The sequence below is a fragment of the Cupriavidus nantongensis genome (assembly GCF_041726985.1).
Taxonomy (GTDB): Bacteria; Pseudomonadota; Gammaproteobacteria; order Burkholderiales; family Burkholderiaceae; genus Cupriavidus; species Cupriavidus nantongensis_A.
In genome coordinates, this window is sequence record NZ_CP168302.1 from 263,164 (window position 1) to 285,381 (window position 22,218).

19 protein-coding genes are annotated in these 22,218 nt (G+C 69.5%); 13 read left to right on the top strand and 6 right to left on the bottom strand.

The genetic code is table 11. The annotated features are described in order from the left end of the window. Positions 1 to 14 precede the first annotated feature (14 nt). Positions 15 to 590: a M23 family metallopeptidase gene (locus ACEI37_RS01010; RefSeq protein ID WP_373376907.1), complete on the bottom strand. Its 576-nt coding sequence runs from the start codon at positions 588 to 590 to the stop codon at positions 15 to 17. Between the two features lie 146 nt (positions 591 to 736). On the opposite strand from ACEI37_RS01010, the gene ACEI37_RS01015 reads away from it, so the two are divergent. Further along, positions 737 to 1,048 carry a zf-TFIIB domain-containing protein gene (locus tag ACEI37_RS01015; protein WP_373376908.1) on the top strand — a complete coding sequence of 104 codons (312 nt, stop codon included), beginning with the start codon at positions 737 to 739 and terminating at the stop codon, positions 1,046 to 1,048. Positions 1,049 to 1,107: 59 nt separating this feature from the next. On the opposite strand, the gene ggt is transcribed toward ACEI37_RS01015, so the two are convergent. Continuing rightward, positions 1,108 to 2,724 (bottom strand): gamma-glutamyltransferase, encoded by a 1,617-nt coding sequence (gene ggt, locus ACEI37_RS01020; protein ID WP_373377694.1) that lies wholly within the window; start codon positions 2,722 to 2,724, stop codon positions 1,108 to 1,110. A gap of 380 nt (positions 2,725 to 3,104) precedes the next feature. On the opposite strand from ggt, the gene ACEI37_RS01025 reads away from it, so the two are divergent. Further along, positions 3,105 to 3,914, top strand: coding sequence for a helix-turn-helix transcriptional regulator (locus tag ACEI37_RS01025; protein ID WP_373376909.1), 810 nt, complete (start codon positions 3,105 to 3,107; stop codon positions 3,912 to 3,914). A gap of 9 nt (positions 3,915 to 3,923) precedes the next feature. Here ACEI37_RS01025 and ACEI37_RS01030 read toward each other — a convergent pair whose 3' ends face one another. Then, entirely contained in the window at positions 3,924 to 5,564 is a 1,641-nt protein-coding gene (locus ACEI37_RS01030; protein WP_373376910.1) for a hypothetical protein, read from the bottom strand. 145 nt (positions 5,565 to 5,709) lie between these two features. Between ACEI37_RS01030 and ACEI37_RS01035 the strand changes: the two genes are divergently transcribed. Next, the gene (locus ACEI37_RS01035) at positions 5,710 to 6,549 is read left to right on the top strand and encodes a penicillin-binding transpeptidase domain-containing protein (RefSeq protein WP_373376911.1); all 840 of its coding nucleotides are present in this window, start codon (positions 5,710 to 5,712) and stop codon (positions 6,547 to 6,549) included. A gap of 82 nt (positions 6,550 to 6,631) precedes the next feature. Here the strand turns inward: ACEI37_RS01035 and ACEI37_RS01040 are convergent, their stop codons facing one another. Beyond that, positions 6,632 to 6,976, bottom strand: a complete 345-nt coding sequence (locus tag ACEI37_RS01040) for a hypothetical protein (protein WP_373376912.1) — start codon at positions 6,974 to 6,976, stop codon at positions 6,632 to 6,634. 299 nt (positions 6,977 to 7,275) lie between these two features. Here ACEI37_RS01040 and ACEI37_RS01045 point away from each other — a divergent pair, with 299 nt between their 5' ends. The 7 genes from ACEI37_RS01045 (at position 7,276) to ACEI37_RS01075 (ending at position 16,424) form a co-directional block, all read left to right on the top strand. After that, entirely contained in the window at positions 7,276 to 8,541 is a 1,266-nt protein-coding gene (locus tag ACEI37_RS01045) for an ROK family protein (RefSeq protein WP_373376913.1), read from the top strand. A gap of 127 nt (positions 8,542 to 8,668) precedes the next feature. Continuing rightward, positions 8,669 to 10,132: a sugar ABC transporter ATP-binding protein gene (locus ACEI37_RS01050; RefSeq protein ID WP_373377695.1), complete on the top strand. Its 1,464-nt coding sequence runs from the start codon at positions 8,669 to 8,671 to the stop codon at positions 10,130 to 10,132. A gap of 77 nt (positions 10,133 to 10,209) precedes the next feature. Next, positions 10,210 to 11,223 carry a ribose ABC transporter permease gene (locus tag ACEI37_RS01055; protein WP_373376914.1) on the top strand — a complete coding sequence of 338 codons (1,014 nt, stop codon included), beginning with the start codon at positions 10,210 to 10,212 and terminating at the stop codon, positions 11,221 to 11,223. 49 nt (positions 11,224 to 11,272) lie between these two features. Further along, complete coding sequence (locus ACEI37_RS01060; RefSeq protein ID WP_373377696.1) at positions 11,273 to 12,235, top strand: ABC transporter substrate-binding protein; 963 nt, start codon at positions 11,273 to 11,275, stop codon at positions 12,233 to 12,235. A gap of 44 nt (positions 12,236 to 12,279) precedes the next feature. Next, positions 12,280 to 13,776 (top strand): glucose-6-phosphate dehydrogenase, encoded by a 1,497-nt coding sequence (gene zwf / locus ACEI37_RS01065; protein WP_373376915.1) that lies wholly within the window; start codon positions 12,280 to 12,282, stop codon positions 13,774 to 13,776. 24 nt (positions 13,777 to 13,800) lie between these two features. Then, the gene (gene pgi, locus ACEI37_RS01070) at positions 13,801 to 15,435 is read left to right on the top strand and encodes a glucose-6-phosphate isomerase (RefSeq protein ID WP_373376916.1); all 1,635 of its coding nucleotides are present in this window, start codon (positions 13,801 to 13,803) and stop codon (positions 15,433 to 15,435) included. A gap of 38 nt (positions 15,436 to 15,473) precedes the next feature. After that, complete coding sequence (locus ACEI37_RS01075; RefSeq protein WP_373376917.1) at positions 15,474 to 16,424, top strand: carbohydrate kinase; 951 nt, start codon at positions 15,474 to 15,476, stop codon at positions 16,422 to 16,424. Here the strand turns inward: ACEI37_RS01075 and ACEI37_RS01080 are convergent. Next, positions 16,381 to 17,094: a hypothetical protein gene (locus ACEI37_RS01080; RefSeq protein ID WP_373376918.1), complete on the bottom strand. Its 714-nt coding sequence runs from the start codon at positions 17,092 to 17,094 to the stop codon at positions 16,381 to 16,383. The genes ACEI37_RS01075 and ACEI37_RS01080 overlap by 44 nt on opposite strands. Positions 17,095 to 17,541: 447 nt before the next feature. Between ACEI37_RS01080 and ACEI37_RS01085 the strand changes: the two genes are divergently transcribed. The 3 genes from ACEI37_RS01085 to ACEI37_RS01095 all read left to right on the top strand — a co-directional run bounded on the left by ACEI37_RS01085 (position 17,542) and on the right by ACEI37_RS01095 (position 21,116). After that, the gene (locus ACEI37_RS01085; protein ID WP_373376919.1) at positions 17,542 to 18,867 is read left to right on the top strand and encodes an MFS transporter; all 1,326 of its coding nucleotides are present in this window, start codon (positions 17,542 to 17,544) and stop codon (positions 18,865 to 18,867) included. A gap of 1 nt (position 18,868) precedes the next feature. Then, complete coding sequence (locus tag ACEI37_RS01090; protein WP_373376920.1) at positions 18,869 to 20,107, top strand: amidohydrolase family protein; 1,239 nt, start codon at positions 18,869 to 18,871, stop codon at positions 20,105 to 20,107. 106 nt (positions 20,108 to 20,213) lie between these two features. Continuing rightward, entirely contained in the window at positions 20,214 to 21,116 is a 903-nt protein-coding gene (locus ACEI37_RS01095) for a LysR substrate-binding domain-containing protein (protein WP_373376921.1), read from the top strand. A 4-nt stretch (positions 21,117 to 21,120) separates the two neighbouring features. On the opposite strand, the gene ACEI37_RS01100 is transcribed toward ACEI37_RS01095, so the two are convergent. After that, on the bottom strand, positions 21,121 to 22,092 hold the full coding sequence (locus tag ACEI37_RS01100) for a Bug family tripartite tricarboxylate transporter substrate binding protein (protein ID WP_373376922.1): 972 nt from the start codon (positions 22,090 to 22,092) through the stop codon (positions 21,121 to 21,123). Positions 22,093 to 22,218: the final 126 nt, after the last annotated feature.

Sequence of the window (22,218 nt, forward strand, 5' to 3'; positions counted from 1 at the left end):
TCCCCCGGCGCCGGCTAGCGCGCGCCGGTGCGCACGGCGGGCTTCAGCAGCGGGTAGGGATTGATCGCCCCGCCGGCCGTGTAGATGCCATAGTGCAGGTGCGGCGGCGTGCCCCGCGCATTGCCGGTCGTGCCCACGTACCCCAGCACGGTGCCGGCGGCGATGATGTCGCCGGCGCGCACGCCGGCATACCGGTCCAGATGGGCGTAGTAGTGCATCTGCCGCCCCGGCCCCATCACCCACACCACGTTTCCCCCGAGCTGGTTGGTGCCGACGCGCGTGACGATGCCTTCTGTGGCCGACACCACTTCGCGGCCGCGCGGCGCAAAGATGTCGATGCCCTCGTGCTTGCGCCCGCCGGAGCGCGCGCCATGCCAGGTATCGCGCAGCGCCCTTGGGGCAACCCCGGCGACTGGCACCGGCAGCGCCGCCGGCGCGGGTCGGGCGGACAGCCGGGCCGCGTAGATGGCACGCTCCAGCGGCGGCTGCAGCCACGGCCAGGCCAGCCAGCCCAGGCCGAACCACAGCGCCAGCCACGCCAGCCGGCGGACCAGCGCAAGCACAGGGGGAAGGAGACGCGAGGCAGCCATATGCCTTCGACGGCAGCCTGGCGCGTGAATTCCCCGCCCACGCCCCTTCATGGGCCGCACGCGCCACTTCTGGTTGCAGCGCGGACCGAACCATCGGCGCCGCGGCCGGTCATAACTGGACCGTTTTCATTGCAACAGGAGAATCCATGGACTGTCCGGTGTGCCCGCAAACCCAACTCGTGATGTCCGAACGCCAGGGCATCGAGATCGATTACTGCCCCAAGTGCCGCGGGGTCTGGCTGGATCGGGGCGAACTCGACAAGATCCTGGAGCGCTCGGCGGCGGCCCCGCCGCAGCAAGTCTCCATGCAGCAGCCGCCGCAGCAGGCACCGGTGCATAACGCACCGCCGCAGCAGGGCTACCAGCACGGCTACGGCGAGCGTGACCGCGACCGCTATTACGAGCGCGAGCAGAAGCACTATCGGAAGAAGAGCATCTGGCACGAGCTGTTCGACTAAGCCGGCCAGCGATTCAGAGAAAGGGCGACCGTGGTCGCCCTTTCCTCGTTTACGTCCCGCTACAGCCCTGCCGCGAGGCCGTCGCCGCGCGGATCGGCCGCGCCATACATCACGCCGGTGACCGGGTCGATCAGGATCGCGCCGGCATGGCCCATGGTGTCGGTGAAGGCCTGCACCCGCTTGACCGGATGCCCGCGCCGCGCCAGTTCGGCGGTCACCGCTTCCGGCACGCGGCCCTCGATCTTGAGGTCGTTCGACGACACGCCCCAGTTGCGCCCATAAAGCAGGCGCGGCGCATTGACCGCGTCCTGCGGCGACATGCCGAAATCGACGATGCGCGTCACCAGCGCCGCCTGCGTTTGCGGCTGCCCTTCGCCGCCCATGGTGCCGTAGACCAGGAACGGCTTGCCGTCCTTCAGCAGCAGCGCCGGGTTCAGCGTATGGAAGGTGCGCTTGCCCGGCGCAAGGTGGTTCACATGCGCAGGATCGAGCGAGAAAAACGCACCGCGGTTCTGCAGCAGCACGCCGGTGCCCCTGCGCACGATGCCCGAGCCGAAGTCGTGATAGACGCTCTGGATCATCGACACCACATTGCCGTCCTTGTCGGCGGTGCCGAACCACACCGTATCGCCGTGCGGATCCATCGGCTTCACGTCCGCGCCGGCGCGCAGCATGCTGATGCGACCCGACTGCGCCTGCCCGTATTGCGACGATAGCAGCCGTTCCAGCGGGATCTGCACGAAGTCCGGATCGGCGAGGTAGCGGTCGCGATCGGCAAACGCCTGCTTGGTCGCCTCCACCAGCACGTGGTAGTAGTCGGCCGTGCCCTCGCCCAGCGCGCGCACGTCGCGCTTGTCCAGGATGTTCAGGATCTCCAGCGAGGCAAAGCCTTGCGTGTTAGGCGGGACGTTGACGGCCTGGTAGCCGCGGTAGTTGACCGTGATCGGCTGGACCCAGTCGGCGCGGTGGCGGGCGAAGTCGGCCCGGGTCAGCACGCCGCCGTGCGCCTGCAGGTCGGCCACGATCTTGCGCGCAATCTCGCCCTGGTAGAACGCCGCGGCGCCACCAGACGCGATCTGCCGCAGCGTGCCGGCCAGGTCAGGCTGGCGCAGCGTTTCGCCCATCCGGTAGGCCGATCCGTCCGGCTTCAGGAAGGTCTGGCGAAAGCCGTCGAAGCGCTGCAAGGCGCGGAATTCGGTGTCGGCCGGGTCGAGGTTGACGCGGCTCCACGACGCCAGCGACGCCGACACCGGGAACCCGCCCTCGGCATGGCGGATGGCGTCGGCCATCAGCTCCGGCCATGGCAGGCTGCGGCCCATGCCCTGGCGCGCGTACTGGTACGCGGCTTCCCAGCCGGCGACAGTGCCGGGCACCGTGATGGCCGACAGGTAGCCGCGCGCGGGAACCCGGTCGAGTCCCTTGTCCCGGTAAAGCGCGATGGTGGCGCGTTCGCCAGCGCGGCCGCTGGCATTGAGCGCGCGCACCTCGCGCGTGCGGGCGTTGTAGATCAGCCAGAAGGCGTCGCCGCCGATGGAGTTCATGTGCGGGTACACCACCGCGATGGTCGACGCCACCGCGATGGCGGCATCGACCGCATTGCCGCCGAGCTCCAGCACGCGCAGCCCGGCCTGCGTCGCCAGGCGGTTGGAAGAGGTCACCATGCCGCCGGTGGCCATCGGGTTGATACAGCTCGAAGGCGTGTCGCAGTACTTGCCGGCCTCGTCGACAGCCCATGCCGGCGCGGCGGCCAGCATCAGTGCCGAGCAAATGCCGGCCAGGCGCAGAGCGGTGAAGAATCTGGTGCGGTGCATCGCAGGCTCCCTGGGTAACACAGCGAAGTTGCATGCCGGAGCGGACGCAACCGGCACGAGCGGTAGAGCGGATTGCCCGGATTGTCTTGTGGGGCGAGCGCAAGTTAGCCTGCGCCAGACAATCTGGCTAACGGCAAAGTCGCATCCGGTGTCGGCAATCGGACATCAGCGGATATCCGCCGCGGCGCTGCCCGTGCCGCCAGCCCTCGTCCACCACTCCCTCCACCACTATCACCGGACCACGCATGCCTGCCCATGATCCCGCCCTGCGCGCGCTCGCGCGGCTGCCTCGCCCGCTGTACGGCCACATCGAAGCCCTGCCCAACCGCGTGCTGGGCTACCGCCACCGGCATCCCTGGTGCCAGTTTGCCTATGCCCTGCAGGGCGTGCTGGAGGTATGGACCGACCGCGGGCGCTTTGTCGCGCCACCGCAATGGGCGGTGTGGATCCCGGCCGGCGTGGCGCACCGCGTGCGCTGCGCCACGGGCACGCGCATCCGCAGCCTCTACCTGGACAGCAGCGTCGACAGCAGCGTGTGCGCGGCGGCGCGGGCCCGTTGCCGCGTGCTGACGGTCAGCCCGCTGCTGCGCGAGCTGATTCGCACCTTCAGCCACCTGCCGGCCGAATACGACGAACGCGGTGCCGACGGGCGCCTGGCGCGCGTGCTGATCGACCAGCTTGGCGCCGCGCCCGAAGTGGAATTCATGCTGCCGCTGCCGGCCGACCCGCGCGTGCGCCTGGTCTGCAATGGCCTGCAGCGCCATGCCGACCGCGACACCAGCCTGGCGGCGTGGAGCGCGCGCCTGGCGGTCTCGGGCAAGACCCTGACGCGGCTGTTCCAGCGCGAAACCGGCCTGACCTTCCGCGCCTGGCGCCAGCGGCTGCGGCTGCTCGACGCCGTGCCCCGGCTGGAGCGCGGCGAAGCCGTGACCGAGGTCGCGCTGGATTGCGGCTATGAGTCGCTGTCGGCGTTTATCGCGGCCTTCCGGCGGCTCTACAACATGACGCCGGGCGAGTTGTCGCGCGCCAATCGCGTCGTTCCCGCTGGCAGTTAGCGAACGCAGTCAGGCCCGCTGGCGGTGGCGCCGCGCCGCTTCCGCCGCGGCGTCGCGCAGCGCCGGCGGCAGCGCACGCAGCTCGGCCGTGAAGAAGGCCCGTTCCGCCGGACGCAGCCCGGGCAGCTGCCCGGCCAGCCGCTCCACCGCGGCGCATGCGGCGGCGGTGGCGCCCTGTTCATGGGTCAGGTACCAGGCCGATTCCAGCAGCAGGTTGGCCAGCTGCAGCGGCGCCAGCCTGACGTGGCCGGCGTCGTGGTCTTCCAGTGCAAAGGCGGCCACGGCCGACCAGCGCACGAAGCCCCTGGCCGGCGCAAACGGCGCATGGAATGGCCGCAGCGCCTCGATCGCGTCGGCTACGGAAAGCGGGCGCTGGCGGCGGAACATGGCCATGCTGTCGCTGGCGCTGGCCGGGCGGTCCAGCGGCGGCGCATCGGGCCCGCAGCTGCCGCGCGCGATACGCAGCAGGAAGATCGCGTTCCACGCCGTGCCGCCGCCGACGCCGAAGCGGTCGCAGATCCATTCCGACAGCCCCAGCCAGCGCATCGCCTGCCGCTGCACCGCGCTGGCGGACAGGCTGCGCTCGCTATCGATCAGCCCATGGCGCCAGAACAGCCACAGGCTCAGCCCGATATTGGCCGCGGCATGCTGCACGGCATCGACCGAATCGGCCTCATAAGCGGCCTGCAGCGCGCCGGAAAATGCGTCCAGCGCGCACTGCGCCGCGGCCGCCGCGGCCGCATGCGCGGGGCGCATGGCATCGGCCTTGTGCAAGAGCGCTTCGAGGTTCAGCACCTCGAAGCGCACGCGCGGGTTGTAGCGCACCACCAGGCGCAGCTCGGCATCGGCGTGCAGGTGCTCCAGCCCGGCACGCGCACCTTCGCCGTCGCCGCGCGTATAGCGCTCCCAGGCGCGCACCACCTGCGCCATGGCCTGGAACGCCGGCGTGGCCGCACCCGCGTCGGCCGCCTGTGCCAGCCGGTCGAAACGCCGGAGCGCGGCGCGGCTCTGGTCGAGGCGCCCGCAGCGGCGCCACGCCTGGCTTTCCTTCAGCAGCGACAAGGCTTGCTGGAAACCATCGCCGGCCAGCCGCCGCGCCGCGCCGAAGGACTCGGCCACCGCGAAGCCGTGGGCGCCGGCATGGCCGTCCTGCGCGCTGCGCATAGCCTGCGTCAGCTCGCTCCAGAAGGCCATGTCGCGCATCACGTAGCCCGTGCCATCGCGCTGCGTCGGCGGCACCGGATGCGCCCCGGCAGGAAAGCCAAAATGCCGCGCCAGCGCAGCCGGGCCCAGCGTGCGTCCGTTGGCGACGAAGCGCAGCCGGCGCGCGCTGGCTGCAGTCAGCCAGAACGGTCCGCGGCTGCGCTGCGCCGGGTTGGCCGCGGCCGGATCGCGCGCGCGGTCAGCGCCCCACCCCACCACGATGCCCCAGCGCGCGAAGTCTGCAAACGCGCGCGACACCAGCATGCGCAGATTGGCCCCCGTGGGGAACGCGCTGCGTACCGCGGCGGCGGTGACCACGCCCTCGCCACTGCGATGCGCATGCCAGGCGCGCGCGAGCAGCCAGACCGACTGGTAGCGCGCGGGCTGGCCGTCGACGCGGTACGGACTCGATACATCGATATGGATGGGGGCAGGCGAAGCGGACATCGATCTGGAAGGCAGCATCAGTGGCGACGCCCGCCATGTTACGCAAGTTACAGGGCACGCGGTTGGCGCTGCGCAGGCGCTCTCCTATGCTGCGCATCACGGTCCGGGCCCGGATTGTCATCCCCCTAACTTCCCACGCACAACCATGAACAATCGTCTTGCCCGTCTGCTGACGCCGGCGGCCTTCGGCCTCGGCCTGCTTGCCGCCCACCTGCCCGCGCTGGCCGCGCCCAAGGAAGCGCCGCTCGACGCCGCGGCGCTGTTCCGCCAGGCCGATACCACCGGCACCATGGTGATCTACGACCTGCGGCGCGACCGCATGCTGACCTACAACCCGTCGCGCGCCGCCACGCCGTATTCGCCGGCATCGACCTTCAAGATCATGAATTCCCTGATCGGCCTCGAGACCGGCGCGGTGACCGACGTCGACCACGACAAGCTGCCCTGGGACGGCAAGGTCTGGCTGGTCGGCGGCAAGGCCGTGCTGCCCGAGACCTGCAACGCCGACGTGCCGCTGCGCGTGGCCCTGCCCAACTCCTGCGTGCCGGCCTACCAGGCGCTGGCGCGCCGGGTCGGCAGCGCGGCCTACCAGCGCTACCTGACCGCATCGCACTATGGCAATGCCGACAGCTCCGGGCCGGTGGACCGCTTCTGGCTGAACGGCAAGCTGCAGATCACGGCCTACCAGCAGATTGATTTCCTGAAGGGCCTGGTGCAGCGCACGCTGCCGTTCTCGCCCGCCACCTTCCAGGCCGTCGACGACATCACCGTGCTGGAGCGCACCGCCAATTACACCCTGCACGGCAAGACCGGCTGGGCCACCTCGGCCAGGCCGGCGGTAGGCTGGCTGGTGGGCTGGGTCGAGCGCGGCAACGACGACTACCTGTTCGCGCTGAATCTGGACCTGCTGCGGCCGGAGCATGCCAAGGCGCGGATGGAGATTGCGCGCGCGGCGTTGCGGCAGGCGGGGGCATTGCCGGACTGAGGCGTTGCAGCGGGCTTGCTGTTTCCACGCCGGCAGGGTGCTCTTCCCCGTTGCCGCTCCATCCGTGGTGCCCGGGCCGCTGCTACTTTCCCGCTCCCAACTGCCGCAACAACTTCTGCACGATCTCCTCGTGCAGCGCCAGTGCCGCGTCCAGTGTGGGCGAGCCATAGCTGGCGTTGTCATGCTCGTCCATGCCCGTCACGCGCGTGACAAACAGCGGCGGCGCCTGCGGCGTCTCTTCGGCAACCCCGCGGAAGCGCGTGGTAACGGTGCCGCCGCTGGCTTCGAGCAACGTGCGGCGGAATACCGGGTCATTGTCAGCCATCCAGCGTGACCATGCCTCGCGCCCGGCCACCTGGACCGGCCGGCCTTCGTCATCGAGGATGTAGAAGCGGCTCCAGTTGGCGGTTTCTGCTCGGGCTTTCACGATGGCTCCCTCATGCTGCAAGGCTTGCTTCTTTCACGCTAGCCGCGGCGGAGCCCATGAGCAAGCCCGTCGCCCAAGTGGCCCATGTGCCACGCCCCGTCCTCGGTTTCCCCCGTCAGATCGCGCCCATTTCCACTGTATTTTCAGGATCGCTCGGACTTGCCCGCGCGCATTGCCTCCGCCCTCCGGGTTTCCCCGCAGTTGAGTTCTTTCGTCTCATGTAATTTAATTCAACGTGAATTAATTAATAGCGGCTGGCCTGTGCCGGACCTCGGCCAGTCCAACCGGACGGAGACAAGATGACCGCATCCAAAGCGGGCCGTGGCGTTAATTCCGCCAGCCTGCGCCTGTACAACGAACGCGCGCTGCTGCTGGCGCTGCGCCGTGCTGGCGAGGCTTCCAAGGCTGACCTGGCGCGCATGGCGCAACTGACCAATACGGCGGTCGGCAGCATCGTGCAGAGCCTGTCCGAGGAAGGACTGGTCGAGCAGTCCGGGCGCCGCACGGAAGGCCAGCGCGGGCAGCCCGCCAGCCTGATCCGGCTGCAGCCCAAGGGCGCCTTCGGCATCGGCGTGCGGCTGGACCGAGGCAGCATCGAGGTGGTGATGGTCGACTTTGCCGGCCATCTCCTGGCCAGCCGCGCCCATCAACTGGTCCTGCCCCACCCCGACCGGGCGCTGGAGATGGTGCGCCACGATATTGCCGAGCTGCGCGCGCTGCTCGCTCCCGCCGAACAGAAGCGGCTGCTGGGCATCGGCGTGGCACAGCCCTATAACCTCGGCGCGTGGCTGCGCGAGCTGGACGTACAGGGCGAAGCCTTCCAGGCCGGCTTCCGCGCCTGGGACCAGGCCGACTTCCCGGCGATGCTGAATGCCGCCACCGGCCTGCCGGTGTTCGGCGAAAACGACGGCACCGCCGCCGCGGTGGCCGAACTGTTCTACGGTCGCCACCACGCCCAGCATTTCCTCTACGTGTTCCTGGGCCCCGCCATCGGCGGCGGCGTGGTGCTCAACGGCGACTGCGTGCGCGGTGTGTCCGGCAATGCCGGCGATATCGCGATGATGCCGGTCCCGCCAAGCACCCTGCCCTCCGCGCCGGCGAACGGACTTGGCAAGCGGCGCGACATCCTGATCTCGCGCGCGTCGCTCAACGCACTGACGCGCCACCTGCGCCACCACGGCGTGGCGGTCAATGGCCATGCCGACCTGCAGCGCCAGGTCGAGCTGGGCCACCCCGCGGTCGAGGAGTGGGTCGCCGACTGCGTCGATGCGCTCGCCCCCGCGCTGCAATCGGCCCTTGCCGTGCTCGACGTGCCGCTGGTGATCTTCGATGCCGATATCGACGGTGGCCTGGTCGCGACGCTGATCGCGCGCCTGCAGCAGACGCTGGATGAGTGCGCTCCCGAGGCGCGCGCGCCCGCCAACGTGGTGCGCGGCTGCTTTGGCGCCAACGCCGGCGCGGTGGGCGCCGCGTCGCTGCCGATGTTCATGAACTTCTCGCCGCGCGCCGAGCTGCTGCGCGGTGCGTCGGCCATCGTTCCGGAGGCCAGCCATGCCATGGTCTGAAGCACCGTATCCCGCGCCGACGCCGGCGCCCCTGCATGGCGGCCATGCGAGCGACGGGGGCACCGCGCCGCTGCTCGAGCTGCGCAACATCACCAAGACCTTCCCCGGCGTGAAGGCGCTCAGCAATATGGCGCTGACCGTCTATCCCGGCGAGGTCCATGCGCTGATGGGGGAGAACGGCGCCGGCAAATCCACGCTGATGAAGATCCTGTCGGGGGCCTACGTCGCCGACCCTGGCGGCGAATGTCGCATTGCCGGCAAGCCAGTGAGCATCGACGGTCCTGCCGCGGCGCGCGCCCACGGCGTGGCCGTGATCTACCAGGAACTGAGCCTGGCCCCCAACCTGAGCGTGGCCGAGAACATCTACCTGGGCCGCCACCTGCACCGCCGCGGCCTGGTCGACCGCGCCGCCATGGCGCGCGCGAGCGAGGCAACGCTGGCCCGCCTGGGTGCGGACTTCACGCCACGGACGCCGGTACACACGCTGTCGATCGCACAGCGCCAGCTGGTGGAGATTGCCCGCGCGGTGCATTTCGAGACCCGCATCCTGGTGATGGACGAGCCCACCACGCCGCTGTCCACCCGCGAGACCGAGCGCCTGTTCGCGCTGATCCGCCAGCTGCGCGCCGAAGGCATGGCCATCATCTACATCAGCCACCGCATGGCCGAGATCGACGAGCTGGCCGACCGCGTCACCGTGCTGCGCGACGGCTGCCTGGTCGGCACGCTCGCGCGCGACACGCTGACGCAGGCGGCCCTGGTCAAGATGATGGTCGGGCGCGACCTGTCCGGTTTCTACACCAAGACCCATGGCGAGACCGCGCCGGGCGACATCATGCTGTCGGTGCGTAATATGTCCGACGGCCGGCGCGTGCGCGGCTGTAGCTTCGACCTGCGCGCCGGCGAGGTGCTGGGGCTGGCGGGACTGGTCGGAGCCGGCCGCACCGAACTGGCGCGGCTGGTGTTCGGCGCCGATGCGCGCACCGATGGCGCGGTGTTCGTCGCCGACACGCCGCTGGCGGTCAGCAGCCCGCGCCAGGCGATCGATGCCGGCATTGCCTACCTGACCGAAGACCGCAAGCTGCAGGGGCTGTTTCTGGACCAGAGCGTGCACGAGAACATCAACCTGATCGTGGCCGCGCGCGATGCCCTGCGCGGCGGCCGGCTGAACCGTGCCAGCGCGCGCCGGCGCACCGCCGAGGCGATCCGCGCGCTCGGCATCCGCGTGGCGCACCCGCAGGTCAACGTGGGGGCGCTGTCGGGCGGCAACCAGCAGAAGGTAATGCTGTCGCGGCTTCTGGAAACCCGCCCGCGCGTGCTGATCCTGGACGAGCCCACGCGCGGCGTGGATATCGGCGCCAAGGCCGAGATCTACCGGCTGATCAATGAACTGGCGCGATCCGGCGTCGCGGTGCTGCTGATCTCCAGCGAGCTGCCCGAGGTGGTCGGCCTGTGCGACCGCGTGCTGGTGATGCGCGAGGGCCAGCTGGTCGGCGAAGTGCCAGGCTGTGCCGATACCGCCGCGATGCAGGAGCGGATTATCGCGCTGGCCACCGGTGCCGGCGAACCAGCCCCAGCGGTCCTGCATTGACTCATGAACCCCGTACAAGCCGGCCAAGAACGGTTGAGCAGGGGCGGCCTGCCGCCTCGCAGCAACAGGAGACACTGATGCGCAATCCCAGCAATCCACTTTCCTCCGCGGCCCACGCCGCCCCCCTGGCGCGCACCGCGGCACGCGCCTCCACGCAGGAACGCCTGCGCGCCCTTGGCATGCTGCCGGTGCTGGTGCTGCTGTGCCTTGGCTTCACGCTGCTGACCGAGAACTTCGCCAGCCTGCAGAACCTGTCGATCATCGCCCAGCAGGCATCGATCAACCTGGTGCTGGCCGCCGGCATGACCTTCGTGATCCTGACTGGCGGCATCGACTTGTCGGTGGGATCGATCCTGTCGGTATCGGCGGTAGTGGCGATGCTGGTGTCGCTGATGCCGCAGCTCGCGGCGCTTAGCGTACCGGTGGCGCTGATGTGCGGGCTGCTGTTTGGCCTGGTCAACGGCGCGCTGATCGCATTCATGAAGCTGCCGCCGTTCATCGTGACGCTGGGCAGCCTGACCGCGGTGCGCGGGCTGGCGCGGCTGGTCGGCAACGACAGCACGGTCTACAACCCGGAGATCACGTTCGCCTTCATTGGCAATGGCAACCTGTTCGGCGTGCCGTGGTTGGTGGTGATCGCGGGTGCGGTGGTGGCGCTGTCATGGCTGGTGCTGCGGCGCACGGTGCTGGGGCTGCAGATCTACGCGGTCGGCGGCAATGCCGAGGCCGCGCGTCTGTCCGGCATCAAGGTCTGGGCGGTGCTGCTGTTCGTCTACGCGATGTCCGGCCTGCTGTCGGGGCTGGGCGGCGTGATGTCGGCGTCGCGGCTGTACGCGGCCAACGGGCTGCAGCTGGGCCAGTCCTATGAACTGGACGCAATCGCGGCGGTGATCCTGGGCGGCACCAGCTTTGTCGGCGGAGTCGGATCGATCGCCGGCACGCTGGTGGGCGCGCTCATCATCGCGGTGCTGTCCAACGGGCTGATCCTGCTGGGGGTGTCGGATATCTGGCAATACATCGTCAAGGGCCTGGTGATCATCGGCGCGGTCGCGCTCGACCGCTACCGCCAGAAGGGCTCGGCCCGTACCTGAAACGCTGCCGCACCGGAGACATAGCGTGATTCAACCCATCCTCAAAGCCATGGCCGCCGGCGCTCTGGCGGCACTGTGCTCGGCCCCGGCCATGGCCCAGGCGCTGGCGCCGGCCGCGCCGGCTTCCGATGCGCCCGCCACGCAACGCCTCCTCAGGAAAGTCGGCGTAACGCTGGGCTCGCTGGGCAACCCGTACTTCGTCGCACTGGCACGCGGTGCCGAGACCGCCGCCCGGCAGGTGAACCCGCAAGTCAAGGTCACCGTGCTGTCGGCGGACTATGACCTGAACAAGCAGTTCACGCATATCGACAGCTTTATCGTTGCCGGCGTCGACCTGATCCTGATCAACGCCGCCGACGCGCGCGCCATCGAGCCGGCGGTGCGCAAGGCCCGCAAGGCGGGCATCGTGGTGGTCGCGGTCGACGTGGCCGCGGCCGGCGCCGATGCCACGGTGCAGACCGACAACACCCAGGCCGGCGAGCTGGCCTGCGGTTTCATCGCCGACCGGCTCAAGGGGCGCGGCAACGTCATCATCCAGAACGGTCCGCCGGTGTCGGCGGTGCTGGACCGCGTCAGGGGCTGCAAGACGGTGCTGGCACGTCACCCCGGGATCCGCCTGCTGTCCGACGACCAGGATGCCAAGGGCTCGCGCGAAGGCGGCCTGAACGTGATGCAGCTGTACCTGACGCGCTTTCCCAGGGTGGATGCGGTCTTCACCATCAACGACCCGCAGGCCGTGGGCGCCGACCTGGCCGCGCGCCAGCTCAACCGCCGCGGCATCCTGATTGCCTCGGTCGACGGCGCGCCGGACATCGAGGCCGCGTTGAAGGCCGACACGCTGGTGCAGGCCTCGGCCAGCCAGGACCCGTGGGCCATCGCCCGCACCGCGGTGCAGCTGGGCGTGGGCATGATGAACGGCCAGCGCCCGCCCAACCCGACCGTGCTGCTACCGTCGACGCTGGTGACGCGCGCCAATGTCGGCCAGTACAAGGGCTGGGCCACGCCGCGCTGAGCGGCATGGCCGGTCCTTGCTCCACTCATCCTTTTGCTTGATCCATGATGGCTAGCCACCCTGCCGGCGCTTCGGTGCCTGAACCTGCACCGGAGTTCGATTTCGTATTGTTCGGCGCCACCGGCGACCTGGCGCGGCGCAAGCTGCTGCCGGCGCTGTTCGACGCCCACGCCGCGGGCTCGCTGCATCCGCGCGGCCGCATCCTGGCCCTGGGTAGCCAGCCGCTGACGCACGACGCCTACCTGGCCATGCTTGAGGATGAAGTGCTGCCGGGGCTCGCCGGCGATGCCGCAGCGGCCGCGTGGCCAGCCTTTCTCGACCGCATCCTGTACCTGCAGGTGGATGCCAACGCCGCTGCCGGCTTCGATGCGCTGGCGGAACTGGTCAACACGCGCGCGGCACCGGTGGTGGTGTTCTACCTGGCCACGGCCCCGCACCTGTTCGCCACTGTTTGCGAGCAGCTGGCGCGCGTGGGCCTGGCCGGCCAGCGCAGCCGCATCGTGCTGGAGAAGCCCCTCGGTCACGACCTGGCATCGTCCGAATCCATCAATGCCGAGGTGGCGCGCCATTTTGCCGAGGACCAGATCTACCGCATCGACCACTACCTGGGCAAGGAGTCGGTGCAGAACCTGATGGCGGTGCGCTTCGGCAACGTGCTGTTCGAACCGCTGTGGCGGCGCGAATGGGTGCGCCAGGTGCAGATCACCATCGCCGAAGAGCTGGGCGTTGAGCGCCGCGGCAACTTCTACGACGGCATCGGCGCGCTGCGCGACATGGTGCAGAACCACCTGCTGCAGTTGCTGTGCATGGTGGCGATGGAGCCGCCCACGAGCCTGTCGGAAGATGCCATCCGCGACGAAAAGCTGAAGATTCTGAAGGCGCTGCGGCCGATCCGGCCCGAGGACGTCGCCGAGAAAGTGGTGCGGGGCCAGTATGCGCGCGGCGCCGCGGGCGGCGACCCGGTGCCTGGCTACGCCAGCGAGCCCGGCATCGCGCCCGACAGCCGCACCGAGACCTTCGTCGCCATCCGCGCCGAGATCGCCAACTGGCGCTGGGCCGGCGTGCCGTTCTACCTGCGCACCGGCAAGCGCATGCAATCGCGCGTGGCCGAGATCGTGATCCACTTCCACGACGTGCCCCACCCGCTGTTCCCGCATCCGCCAGGGACCTTCTCCGGCAACCGGCTGGTGATCACGCTGCAGCCGCAAGAGAGCATCCGGCTGTATTTCCTGACCAAGCAGCCAGGCGATACGCAGGCGCTGATTCCGGCCTCGCTCGACCTGCAACTGACCAGCGCCGCGCCGCGCGTGCGGCGCGTGGGCGCATACGAGCGCCTGCTGCTCGACGTGATCCGCGGCCGGCTGGGACTGTTCGTGCGCCGCGACGAACAGGTGCAGGCGTGGCGCTGGGTCGCGCCCATCCTGAAGACATGGGAGAACTCGCCCACGCCGCCCAAGCCATACACCGCCGGCACCTGGGGCCCGGCAGCCTCCAGCGCCCTGCTGTCGCGCGACGGCATGGCCTGGCATGAAGAGATGTAGTCCACGTATTGCGGAGCACCCGAGATGACCACTTCCCTACCCGCCTGGCAAGCCCTGCGCGCGCATGCCGACTCGCTGCGCGGCACCCATATGCGCGACTGGTTCGACGGCCCCCGCGGCGCGGCGCGCGTCGAGCGCTTCACCGCCGAGGCCTGCGGTCTGACCCTGGACTACGCCAAGAACCGCGCTACCGACGAGACCCTCGCGCTGCTGTTCGCCCTGGCCGCGCAGGCGCGCGTGGCCGAGCGGCGCGACGCCATGTACGCCGGCGAGCCGGTCAACGTCACCGAGCACCGCGCCGCGCTGCATATTGCGCTGCGTGCATACCCGGAGGACGGCTATCGCGCGCTGGGCGCTCCGGTCGGCGCGCAAGTCGCTGACGTGCTGGCGCAGATGGCACGCTTTGCCGAGGCAGTGCGCAGCGGCGCCTGGACCGGCTTCGATGGCCGCGCGATCACCGACATCGTCAATATCGGCATCGGCGGTTCGGACCTCGGGCCGCGCATGGTCTGCCGCGCGCTGGCCGCGCCGCAAGCAGGCGGGCCGCGCCTGCATTTCGTCGCCAATGTCGACGGCAGTGACCTGGCGCGCACGCTGTTCGGGCTCGATGCCGCGACCACGCTGGTCATTGTCTGTTCCAAGACCTTCACCACGCTGGAGACCATGGCCAACGCCCGCACCGCGCGCGACTGGTACCTGCAGCAGGGCGTGAGCCGTGGCGCGCTGGCGCGGCATTTCGTGGCGGTGTCGACCAACCGCGAGGCGGTGGCCGAATTCGGCATCGACCCGGCCAATATGTTCCCGTTCTGGGACTGGGTGGGCGGGCGCTTCTCGCTGTGGTCGGCAGTGGGCCTGTCGATTGCGGTGGCGCTAGGCTTCGAACGCTTCCGGCAATTGCTGGACGGCGCGCGCGCCATGGACCTGCATTTCGCCAGCGCACCGCCGGCGCGGAACCTGCCGATGATCCTGGGCTTGCTGGACGTGTGGTACCGCAGCTTCCTGGACGCCGGCAGCCGCTGCGTGGCGCCTTACTGCGAGCCGCTGGAACTGCTGCCGGCCTTCCTGCAGCAGCTGGAGATGGAAAGCAATGGCAAGTCCGTGCGGCTTGACGGTGGCGCGCTTGCCGCGGGTTCGGCCGCGGTGGTGTGGGGCACCACCGGCACCAATGGGCAGCACGCCTACTTCCAGATGATGCACCAGGGCTCGCAACTGGTTCCGGTGGACTTCATCGCCACGCTGGCGCCCGTCAGCGACCTGCCTGGCCACCATACCAAGCTGCTGGCCAACTGCTTTGCGCAGGGCGAGGCGCTGCTGCGAGGGCGCACCGCCGAGGAAGTGCGCGCCGAAGGCGTGCGCGACGAAGCGCTGGTGCCGCACATGGTGTTCGAGGGCAACCGGCCCAGCAACACGTTGCTGCTGCAGCGGCTGGATCCTTATCACCTGGGCGCGCTGCTGGCACTGTCCGAGCACCGCACCTTCGTGCAGGGCGCGCTGTGGCAGATCAACTCCTTCGACCAATGGGGCGTGGAGCTTGGCAAGAAGCTGGCGGCGCCGATCCAGCGCGAACTGGAAGGCACGGCCGCCGCGGCGGCGCACGATGCCTCTACCGCGGCGCTGATCCGTCGCGCCCGCGCGGCGCGGGCCACGGTGCCATGCTGACCCGCGGCAGCGTACACCCTATATCCAAGGAGACATCGATGTCCACGCCCCTTCCCCGCTATGTCGTCTTCGGCGAAGCCCTGACCGACATGGTCCGGCAGGCCGACGGCGGCTGGCTGGCCCTGCCTGGCGGCTCATGCTGGAACGTGGCGCGGGTGGGCGCCCGCCTTGGCCTTGCCACCGGCTTTGCGGGGGCCGTCAGCCAGGACCTGTTCGGCGACGACCTGGCGCGGGCCAGCGCCGAAGCCGGCCTCGATGGCCGTTTCCTGCAGCGCGTGGCCCGCTCGCCGTTGCTGGCCTTTGTCGCCTCGCGCCATCCCCCGCGGTATTTCTTTGTCGGCGACGACAGCGCCGACCTGCATTTCGATCCGGCACGCCTGCCCCTCGGCTGGCGCGCGGCGGCCGAGGTGATTCACTTCGGTTCGATCAGCCTGGTACGCCAGCCGCTGGCCCAACGGCTGTGCGAGGAGGCCGCGCAGGCCGCGCGCGCCGGCAAGCGCATTGCCTTCGACCCTAACTTCCGCGACCTGATGCGAGCGCCCGGCTATGCCGAGGTGCTGGCGCATATGCTGGGCCTGGCGGCCTACGTCAAGGTCTCCGACGAAGACCTGGCCGGGCTGTTCCCCGGGCTCGCCCCCGGCGCGGCGCTGGCCCGCGTGCGCGAGATGGCGCCCGGTGCAACGGTGATGCTGACGCGCGGCGCGCACGGCATGACGCTGCTGCACGGCGATGCCGTGGTCGAACAGCCGGCAATGCGTGTTGAGGTGGCAGATACCGTGGGCTGCGGCGACGCGGCCATGGGTGGCTGGATGGCCAGCGTGCTTGGCGATGCCGCCGCCGACCTCGGCGCCCAGGCACGTCTTGCCAGCGCCGCGGCGGCGATCGCGGCGACCCGCGCCGGCGCCTATCCGCCGCTGCGGCAAGAGGTGGACGCGCTGCTGGCCGCTACGGCAGGAACGCCGGTGACAGCAGCCGCAAGCCCACCGTAAAGAAGCGCGCCCCGGTACCGCCGCCGAACACGTTGCCGTAGGTGGTGTCGACCTGGACCCGGTCCTGCACCACCCAGAAGCGAAAGCCGCCCTGGAACGACGGTTTGCCACGGTTTGCGCCGAAGGTCTCGGCGATCAGGAACACTCGCGGGTGCAACGCGGTCTCGGTGCCCAGGCCCCATGTCAGACGGGTCTGGCGCTCTGCTGTGTCGCGGTTGGCGCCGACATTCACATGCGTAACAAAGCGGTCGTCCGCAAACGAGAACGACACCGGCAGGTTGACATACAGGTTGCCCACCGCTCTGCGCGGCTCGGCATCGGGATGGTGGATCACCCCGCCCGACAGCGCGATGCCGTAGCCGTTGGTTTCCAGCGGCTTGAGCAGCGTCTTGGCCTGGAACTGCACGTTGGTGCCATCCCAGCCGCCATCGACGCGCTGCAGCGAACCACCCAGTGTCAGCTCCAGGTTGCCGGTGGGATTGCAGCCGGGCAGCGCCCACAGCTCGTTGCCGCCGGACTGGAACTGCATCCACGATTCCAGCTGGCAGGCCTTGGGATCGACGATGCGGGCATCGTCCGTGATCAGCGGCCGCGCCGCCAGCGCCGGCCGGCAGGCCGCGGCCACGATGGCCAGCGCGGCCACGCGTACGAAGAACTGGTGCCACACCATGGCAACCTCCTGAGCAAATATAGCCATATGGCCGGCGACGATACGCGCGGGCCATGACAAGACATCGAAAGGCAGCAAGGGAGGTCTGGCACCGGCGGGCTCAAGCGTGCGCCTGGCCGCATGGGGGCGTGGCAGCGCCGGGCGGCGGCACTGCAGCGAAAGACCGCAGTGTCTCAGTGCGCCGGCGCAGCCGGGGAAACTCCCGTTGCGCGAGAAGGACTGGGACAACTGTCCACGGATAGCTCCGTTGGTTGGAACGGGGCGCAGTGTAATCCGGGCCCACGGCATGGTCAACCCGACCCATGCGCCGCGCGCATGGCGGCATGCGGAGATTTCGCTACCGTGCGCCGGCCGCCCTCTCCTAACATCGCAGCACCACCTGCCCGGCCGGGCGCGGACCAGCGACCGGCCCATGCCCCCGGCAGGTGCCACAGAGGAGGAACCCCAATGCCAAACAGTGCTGCGCCAACGAGCGCGCCCTATACGCCGCCGACCCAGGCGGCGCCCGCGATCCAGCCCAGCCAGCGCCGCCGCGCCATCATCGCCACGGTGATCGGCAACGGCCTGGAGTGGTTCGATTTCACCGTGTACAGCTTCTTCGCGGTCATCATCGCCAGGCTGTTCTTCCCCACCGGCAACGACCTCAGCTCGCTGCTGCTGGCCGTGGCCACCTTCGGCGTGGGCTTCTTCATGCGCCCGGTGGGCGGCATCGTGCTTGGCGTCTACGCCGACCGTGTCGGGCGCAAGGCGGCGCTGTCGCTGACCATCCTGCTGATGGCGGTGGGCACCACGCTGATCGGCATTGCCCCGACCTATGACCAGATCGGCATCTTCGCCCCGTTGCTGATCGTGGTGGCGCGGCTGATGCAAGGCTTCTCCGCCGGCGGCGAAATGGGCGGCGCCACCGCCTTCCTGACCGAGTACGCACCGGCACGCCAGCGCGCCTACTACTCCAGCTGGATCCAGGCCAGCATTGGCGTGGCGGTCCTGCTGGGCGCAGCGGTGGGCACCTTTGTCACCAGCTCGCTGAGCCCCGAGGCACTGAACAGCTGGGGCTGGCGCCTGCCCTTCCTGCTGGGCATCGTGATCGGCCCGGTGGGCTACTACATCCGCCACCACCTGGACGAGACCCCGGCCTTCCGCGATACCGCCGAGCGCGCCGATTCGCCGCTAAAGGAAATCTTCCAGGCCTATCCGCGCGAGACCACGGCCAGCTTCTCGATGGTGATCCTGTGGACCGTGTGCACTTATGTGCTGCTGTTCTACATGCCGACCTACGCGGTCAAGGTGCTGAAGGTGCCGCAGGCCGACGGCTTCGTCGCCGGCATGGCGGGCGGCTGCGCCATCATGGTGTTCGCGCCGCTGGTGGGGCTGCTGGCCGACCGCATCGGCCGGCGCGTGCTGCTGAGCGGCTCGGCGCTGCTGATCCTGGTGCTGGCGTGGCCGATGTTCGCGTATATCAACCACGTGCCGGGCCTGGCCTCGCTGCTGGTGTTCCAGCTGGTGTTCGGGGTGCTGATCGCCACCTATACCGGCCCGATCCTGGCAGCCTTCTCCGAGCTGTTCCCGGCGCGCGTGCTGTCGACCGGCCTGTCGGTGGCCTACAACTTCGCGGTGACGATCTTCGGCGGTTTTGCCTCGTTCATCATCACCTGGCTGATCGCCACCACGGGCAGCAGCATGGCGCCGGCCATCTACGTGATGATCGCCGCCGCCATCAGCCTGGTCGGCACCCGCTTCGTGCGCGAACCTTCTTACCTGCAACAACGCTGACATGTCCCAGTACACCCAGATCCTCTTCCACGGCGGCGATGTGCTCGAACCCGGCACGGGCGAGTTGCTGCGCGGCCACGACGTGCTGGTAGAAGGCGAGCGCATCGCAGCGGTCGGTCCCGCCATCGACGCGCCGCATGCCCAGCGCATCGACGCGCGGGGCAAGACCGTGATGCCCGGCCTGATCGACTGCCACGTGCACGTGCTGGCGTCGCTGGCCAACCTCGGCCTGAACGCGGTGCAGCCCAATGTGCTGGTCGCGATCCGTGCCCTGCCGATCATGCAGCGCATGCTGGAGCGCGGCTTTACCACCGTGCGCGATGCCGGCGGCGCCGACTGGGGCCTGTCGCAGGCGGTGGCCACCGGGCTGGTGCCGGGCCCGCGCATCTTTGCCTCGGGCAAGGCGCTGTCGCAGACCGGCGGCCATGGCGACTTCCGTCCGCGCTCCGATGTGCTCGAGCCCTGCTCGTGCGCCTTCCGTGCCGGCGCCATTGCGCGCGTAGTCGACGGCGTCGACGCGGTGCGGCTGGCAGTGCGCGAAGAAATCCAGAAGGGCGCGACCCAGATCAAGATCATGGCGTCGGGCGGCGTGGCGTCACCGACCGACCCGATCGGCAACACCCAGTACAGCGAGGACGAGATCCGCGCCATCGTCGCCGAGGCCGAGGCTGCGCAGACCTACGTGATGGCCCACGCCTACACCGGTCGCGCTATCACGCGCGCGGTGCGCTGCGGCGTACGTACCATCGAGCACGGCAACCTGGTCGACCGCGCCGCCGCCGACGAGATGCGCAGGCACGGCGCCTTTGTCGTGCCGACGCTGGTTACCTACGACGCGCTGGCGCGCGACGGCGCCCGCCTGGGCCTGCCGGCCGAATCGGTGGCCAAGATCGAGACCGTGCGCCAGGCCGGCCGCGACTCGCTGCGGCTCTACGCCGATGCCGGCGTGCCGATGGGCTATGGCTCCGACCTGCTCGGCGAGATGCACGACCACCAGGCCGACGAGTTTCGCATCCGCGCCGAACTGCTGGGCAACCTGGAAGCGATCCGCTCTGCCACCTCGATCGCTGCGGCCATCCTGCAGCGCGAGGGCGAACTGGGCACCACGCGTGCCGGCGCGCTGGCCGACCTGCTGCTGGTCGATGGCAACCCGCTCGCCGACATCAGCCTGATCGCCGGCCAGGGCGAACGCCTGAGCGTGGTGATGCAGGCGGGCCGTATCCACCGCCGCGCCGGCTGAGCCGGCTGCCGCCACCCGGATGCCACGGGTGGCGCGTTCCTTCTGCCCCTCCCGCCGGCACGTGCCGGCGGTCTATCATGGCGGCATCCCCGGCCCGGACGCCTCCATGCGCATTTCCCCGCTCCCGCCCCTGCCCAACCTGGTTGCTTTCGAAGCCGCGATGCGGCACGGCAGCTTTACCCGCGCCGCGGCCGAACTGCACCTGACGCAGAGCGCGATCAGCCGCCAGGTGGCGCAGCTGGAACGCTTCCTGGGGCGCAAGCTGTTTATCCGCGAGCCGCGCGCGCTGCGGCTGACCGTCAGCGGGCAACGCTATGCCGAGGTGGTGCAGCGCCTGCTGGTCGGCTGCGCCGAGGCCACCGAAGACGTGATGAAGGTGCGCAGCCACACCGCGCTGACGGTGGCCTGCTCCAGCGGCGTCGCGGTGCTGTGGCTGACGCCGCGGCTGGCGTCGTTCCGCGCCGTCCACCCCGAGATCCAGTTGCGCCTGACCGTCAACGACAGCCTGTCGGCGCTGTCGCCGGCGGAGTTCGACATCGGCCTGTATTACCTGCGCGAAGGCCCGCCGCCCGGGCTGGCCGCGCGCCGGCTATACGGCGAGGAAGTGTTCCCGGTCTGCACCCCCGGCTATCTGGGCGGGCGCACTCTGGTGCCATCCGACCTGGCCGGAGAGACCCTGCTGATGCTCGACGACGGCCAGCGCCAGTGGATGTCGTGGCAGACCTGGCTGGCCCATCAGGGACTGCCCGACGTCACGCCGCGCAACGTGCTGACTTCGAACCAGTATCCGATCTTGCTGCAGCTGGCCATGGAGGGCCAGGGCATCGCGCTGGGCTGGCGCCACATGATCGACGCCTGCCTGCGCGACGGCCTGCTGGTGCGCGCCTGCGACGCCAGCGCCAGCCTGGGCGGCGGCTACTACGCCGTATGGCCGCGCGACCGCATGGAACCCGCCGCCGCGCGCGCGTTCCGCAACTGGCTGGTGCGGCAGGCGACGGCGATGCCGTGAAGGCTCAGGAGCCCGCCTTGTAGTTCGTATCCTTGACGATCTTTGCCCACCTTGCCGCGTCCTCTGCAATGGTGGCGGCGAACTGTTCCGGGGTGCCGCCCACCACCTCGTAGTCGATCGCGGCCAGCCGCTGCTTGATCTCCGGCTGCGCCAGGATGCGGTTCATCTCCTGGTTCAGCCGCGTGACGATCTCCTTGGGCGTGCCGGCCGGGGCCAGCAGGCCGGCCCACGAGTTGAACGCCATGCCGTCGAAACCGGCCTCCTGCATGGTCGGGACATCGGGCAGCGCGGGCGAGCGCCTGGACGCGAACACCGCCAGCGGGCGCAGCTTGCCGGCCTTGATCATCGCCATGCCGTTGAACGGGTCGATGGTCATGTCGACCTCGCCCGAGACCACCGCCTGCATCTGCGGGCCGGTGCCGCGGTACGACACGCTGACCACGTCGGGCGTGCCCGCCGCGCTCTTGAAGGTGGCGCCGATCAGCTCGATCATGCTGCTGCCGGCCGACAGGCTCAGCGGCCGGGACTTCGCCTTGGCCAGCGCGACGAACTCCTGCACGGTCTTGGCCGGCACCGACGGGTGCACCACCATCACGAAGCCGATATTGCTGATCTGCGAGATCGGCGCGAAGCTTTTCAGCGGCTCATAGCCGGCCTTGTACAGCACCGGGCTAAGGGTCTGCGCGCCGGCGGTATTGAGCAGCAGCGTATAGCCGTCGGGCGCCGCGCGCGCCACCACGTCGGTGCCGATGATGCCGTTGGCGCCGGGACGGTTCTCCACCACCACCGACTGCTTCAGCGCCTCGCCCAGCTTCTGCGAAATCAGCCGCGCCACCACGTCGGTGGCGCCGCCGGGGGCGAACGGCACCACCATGCGGATCGGCTTGCTGGGGTAGCTGTCGGCCCAGGCCAGCGCGGGCATCGTGCTCAGCACGGCGGCGCACAGCATCAGACGGCGGCGCGGATTCGGTTGCATCGGGGTGTCTCCTGGATGGCGGTGGCGGAAGCGGTGACGGTATCGAGGCCGCACCTGCTTTTATTCATAGTTATGAATTTTATTTTACGCACATAAACTTTACCGTCAATTAGGGGTATGTGCGGA

Bases quoted from the DNA above. Each gene is read 5' to 3' on its own strand.
- ACEI37_RS01010 (WP_373376907.1), bottom strand. From the start codon at position 590: ATGGCTGCCTCGCGTCTCCTTCCCCCTGTGCTTGCGCTGGTCCGCCGG.
- ACEI37_RS01015 (WP_373376908.1), top strand. From the start codon at position 737: ATGGACTGTCCGGTGTGCCCGCAAACCCAACTCGTGATGTCCGAACGC.
- ggt (WP_373377694.1), bottom strand. From the start codon at position 2,724: ATGGCCACCGGCGGCATGGTGACCTCTTCCAACCGCCTGGCGACGCAG.
- ACEI37_RS01025 (WP_373376909.1), top strand. From the start codon at position 3,105: ATGCCTGCCCATGATCCCGCCCTGCGCGCGCTCGCGCGGCTGCCTCGC.
- ACEI37_RS01030 (WP_373376910.1), bottom strand. From the start codon at position 5,564: ATGTCCGCTTCGCCTGCCCCCATCCATATCGATGTATCGAGTCCGTAC.
- ACEI37_RS01035 (WP_373376911.1), top strand. From the start codon at position 5,710: ATGAACAATCGTCTTGCCCGTCTGCTGACGCCGGCGGCCTTCGGCCTC.
- ACEI37_RS01045 (WP_373376913.1), top strand. From the start codon at position 7,276: ATGACCGCATCCAAAGCGGGCCGTGGCGTTAATTCCGCCAGCCTGCGC.
- ACEI37_RS01050 (WP_373377695.1), top strand. From the start codon at position 8,669: ATGGCGCTGACCGTCTATCCCGGCGAGGTCCATGCGCTGATGGGGGAG.
- ACEI37_RS01055 (WP_373376914.1), top strand. From the start codon at position 10,210: ATGCGCAATCCCAGCAATCCACTTTCCTCCGCGGCCCACGCCGCCCCC.
- ACEI37_RS01060 (WP_373377696.1), top strand. From the start codon at position 11,273: ATGGCCGCCGGCGCTCTGGCGGCACTGTGCTCGGCCCCGGCCATGGCC.
- zwf (WP_373376915.1), top strand. From the start codon at position 12,280: ATGATGGCTAGCCACCCTGCCGGCGCTTCGGTGCCTGAACCTGCACCG.
- pgi (WP_373376916.1), top strand. From the start codon at position 13,801: ATGACCACTTCCCTACCCGCCTGGCAAGCCCTGCGCGCGCATGCCGAC.
- ACEI37_RS01075 (WP_373376917.1), top strand. From the start codon at position 15,474: ATGTCCACGCCCCTTCCCCGCTATGTCGTCTTCGGCGAAGCCCTGACC.
- ACEI37_RS01080 (WP_373376918.1), bottom strand. From the start codon at position 17,094: ATGGTGTGGCACCAGTTCTTCGTACGCGTGGCCGCGCTGGCCATCGTG.
- ACEI37_RS01085 (WP_373376919.1), top strand. From the start codon at position 17,542: ATGCCAAACAGTGCTGCGCCAACGAGCGCGCCCTATACGCCGCCGACC.
- ACEI37_RS01090 (WP_373376920.1), top strand. From the start codon at position 18,869: ATGTCCCAGTACACCCAGATCCTCTTCCACGGCGGCGATGTGCTCGAA.
- ACEI37_RS01095 (WP_373376921.1), top strand. From the start codon at position 20,214: ATGCGCATTTCCCCGCTCCCGCCCCTGCCCAACCTGGTTGCTTTCGAA.
- ACEI37_RS01100 (WP_373376922.1), bottom strand. From the start codon at position 22,092: ATGCAACCGAATCCGCGCCGCCGTCTGATGCTGTGCGCCGCCGTGCTG.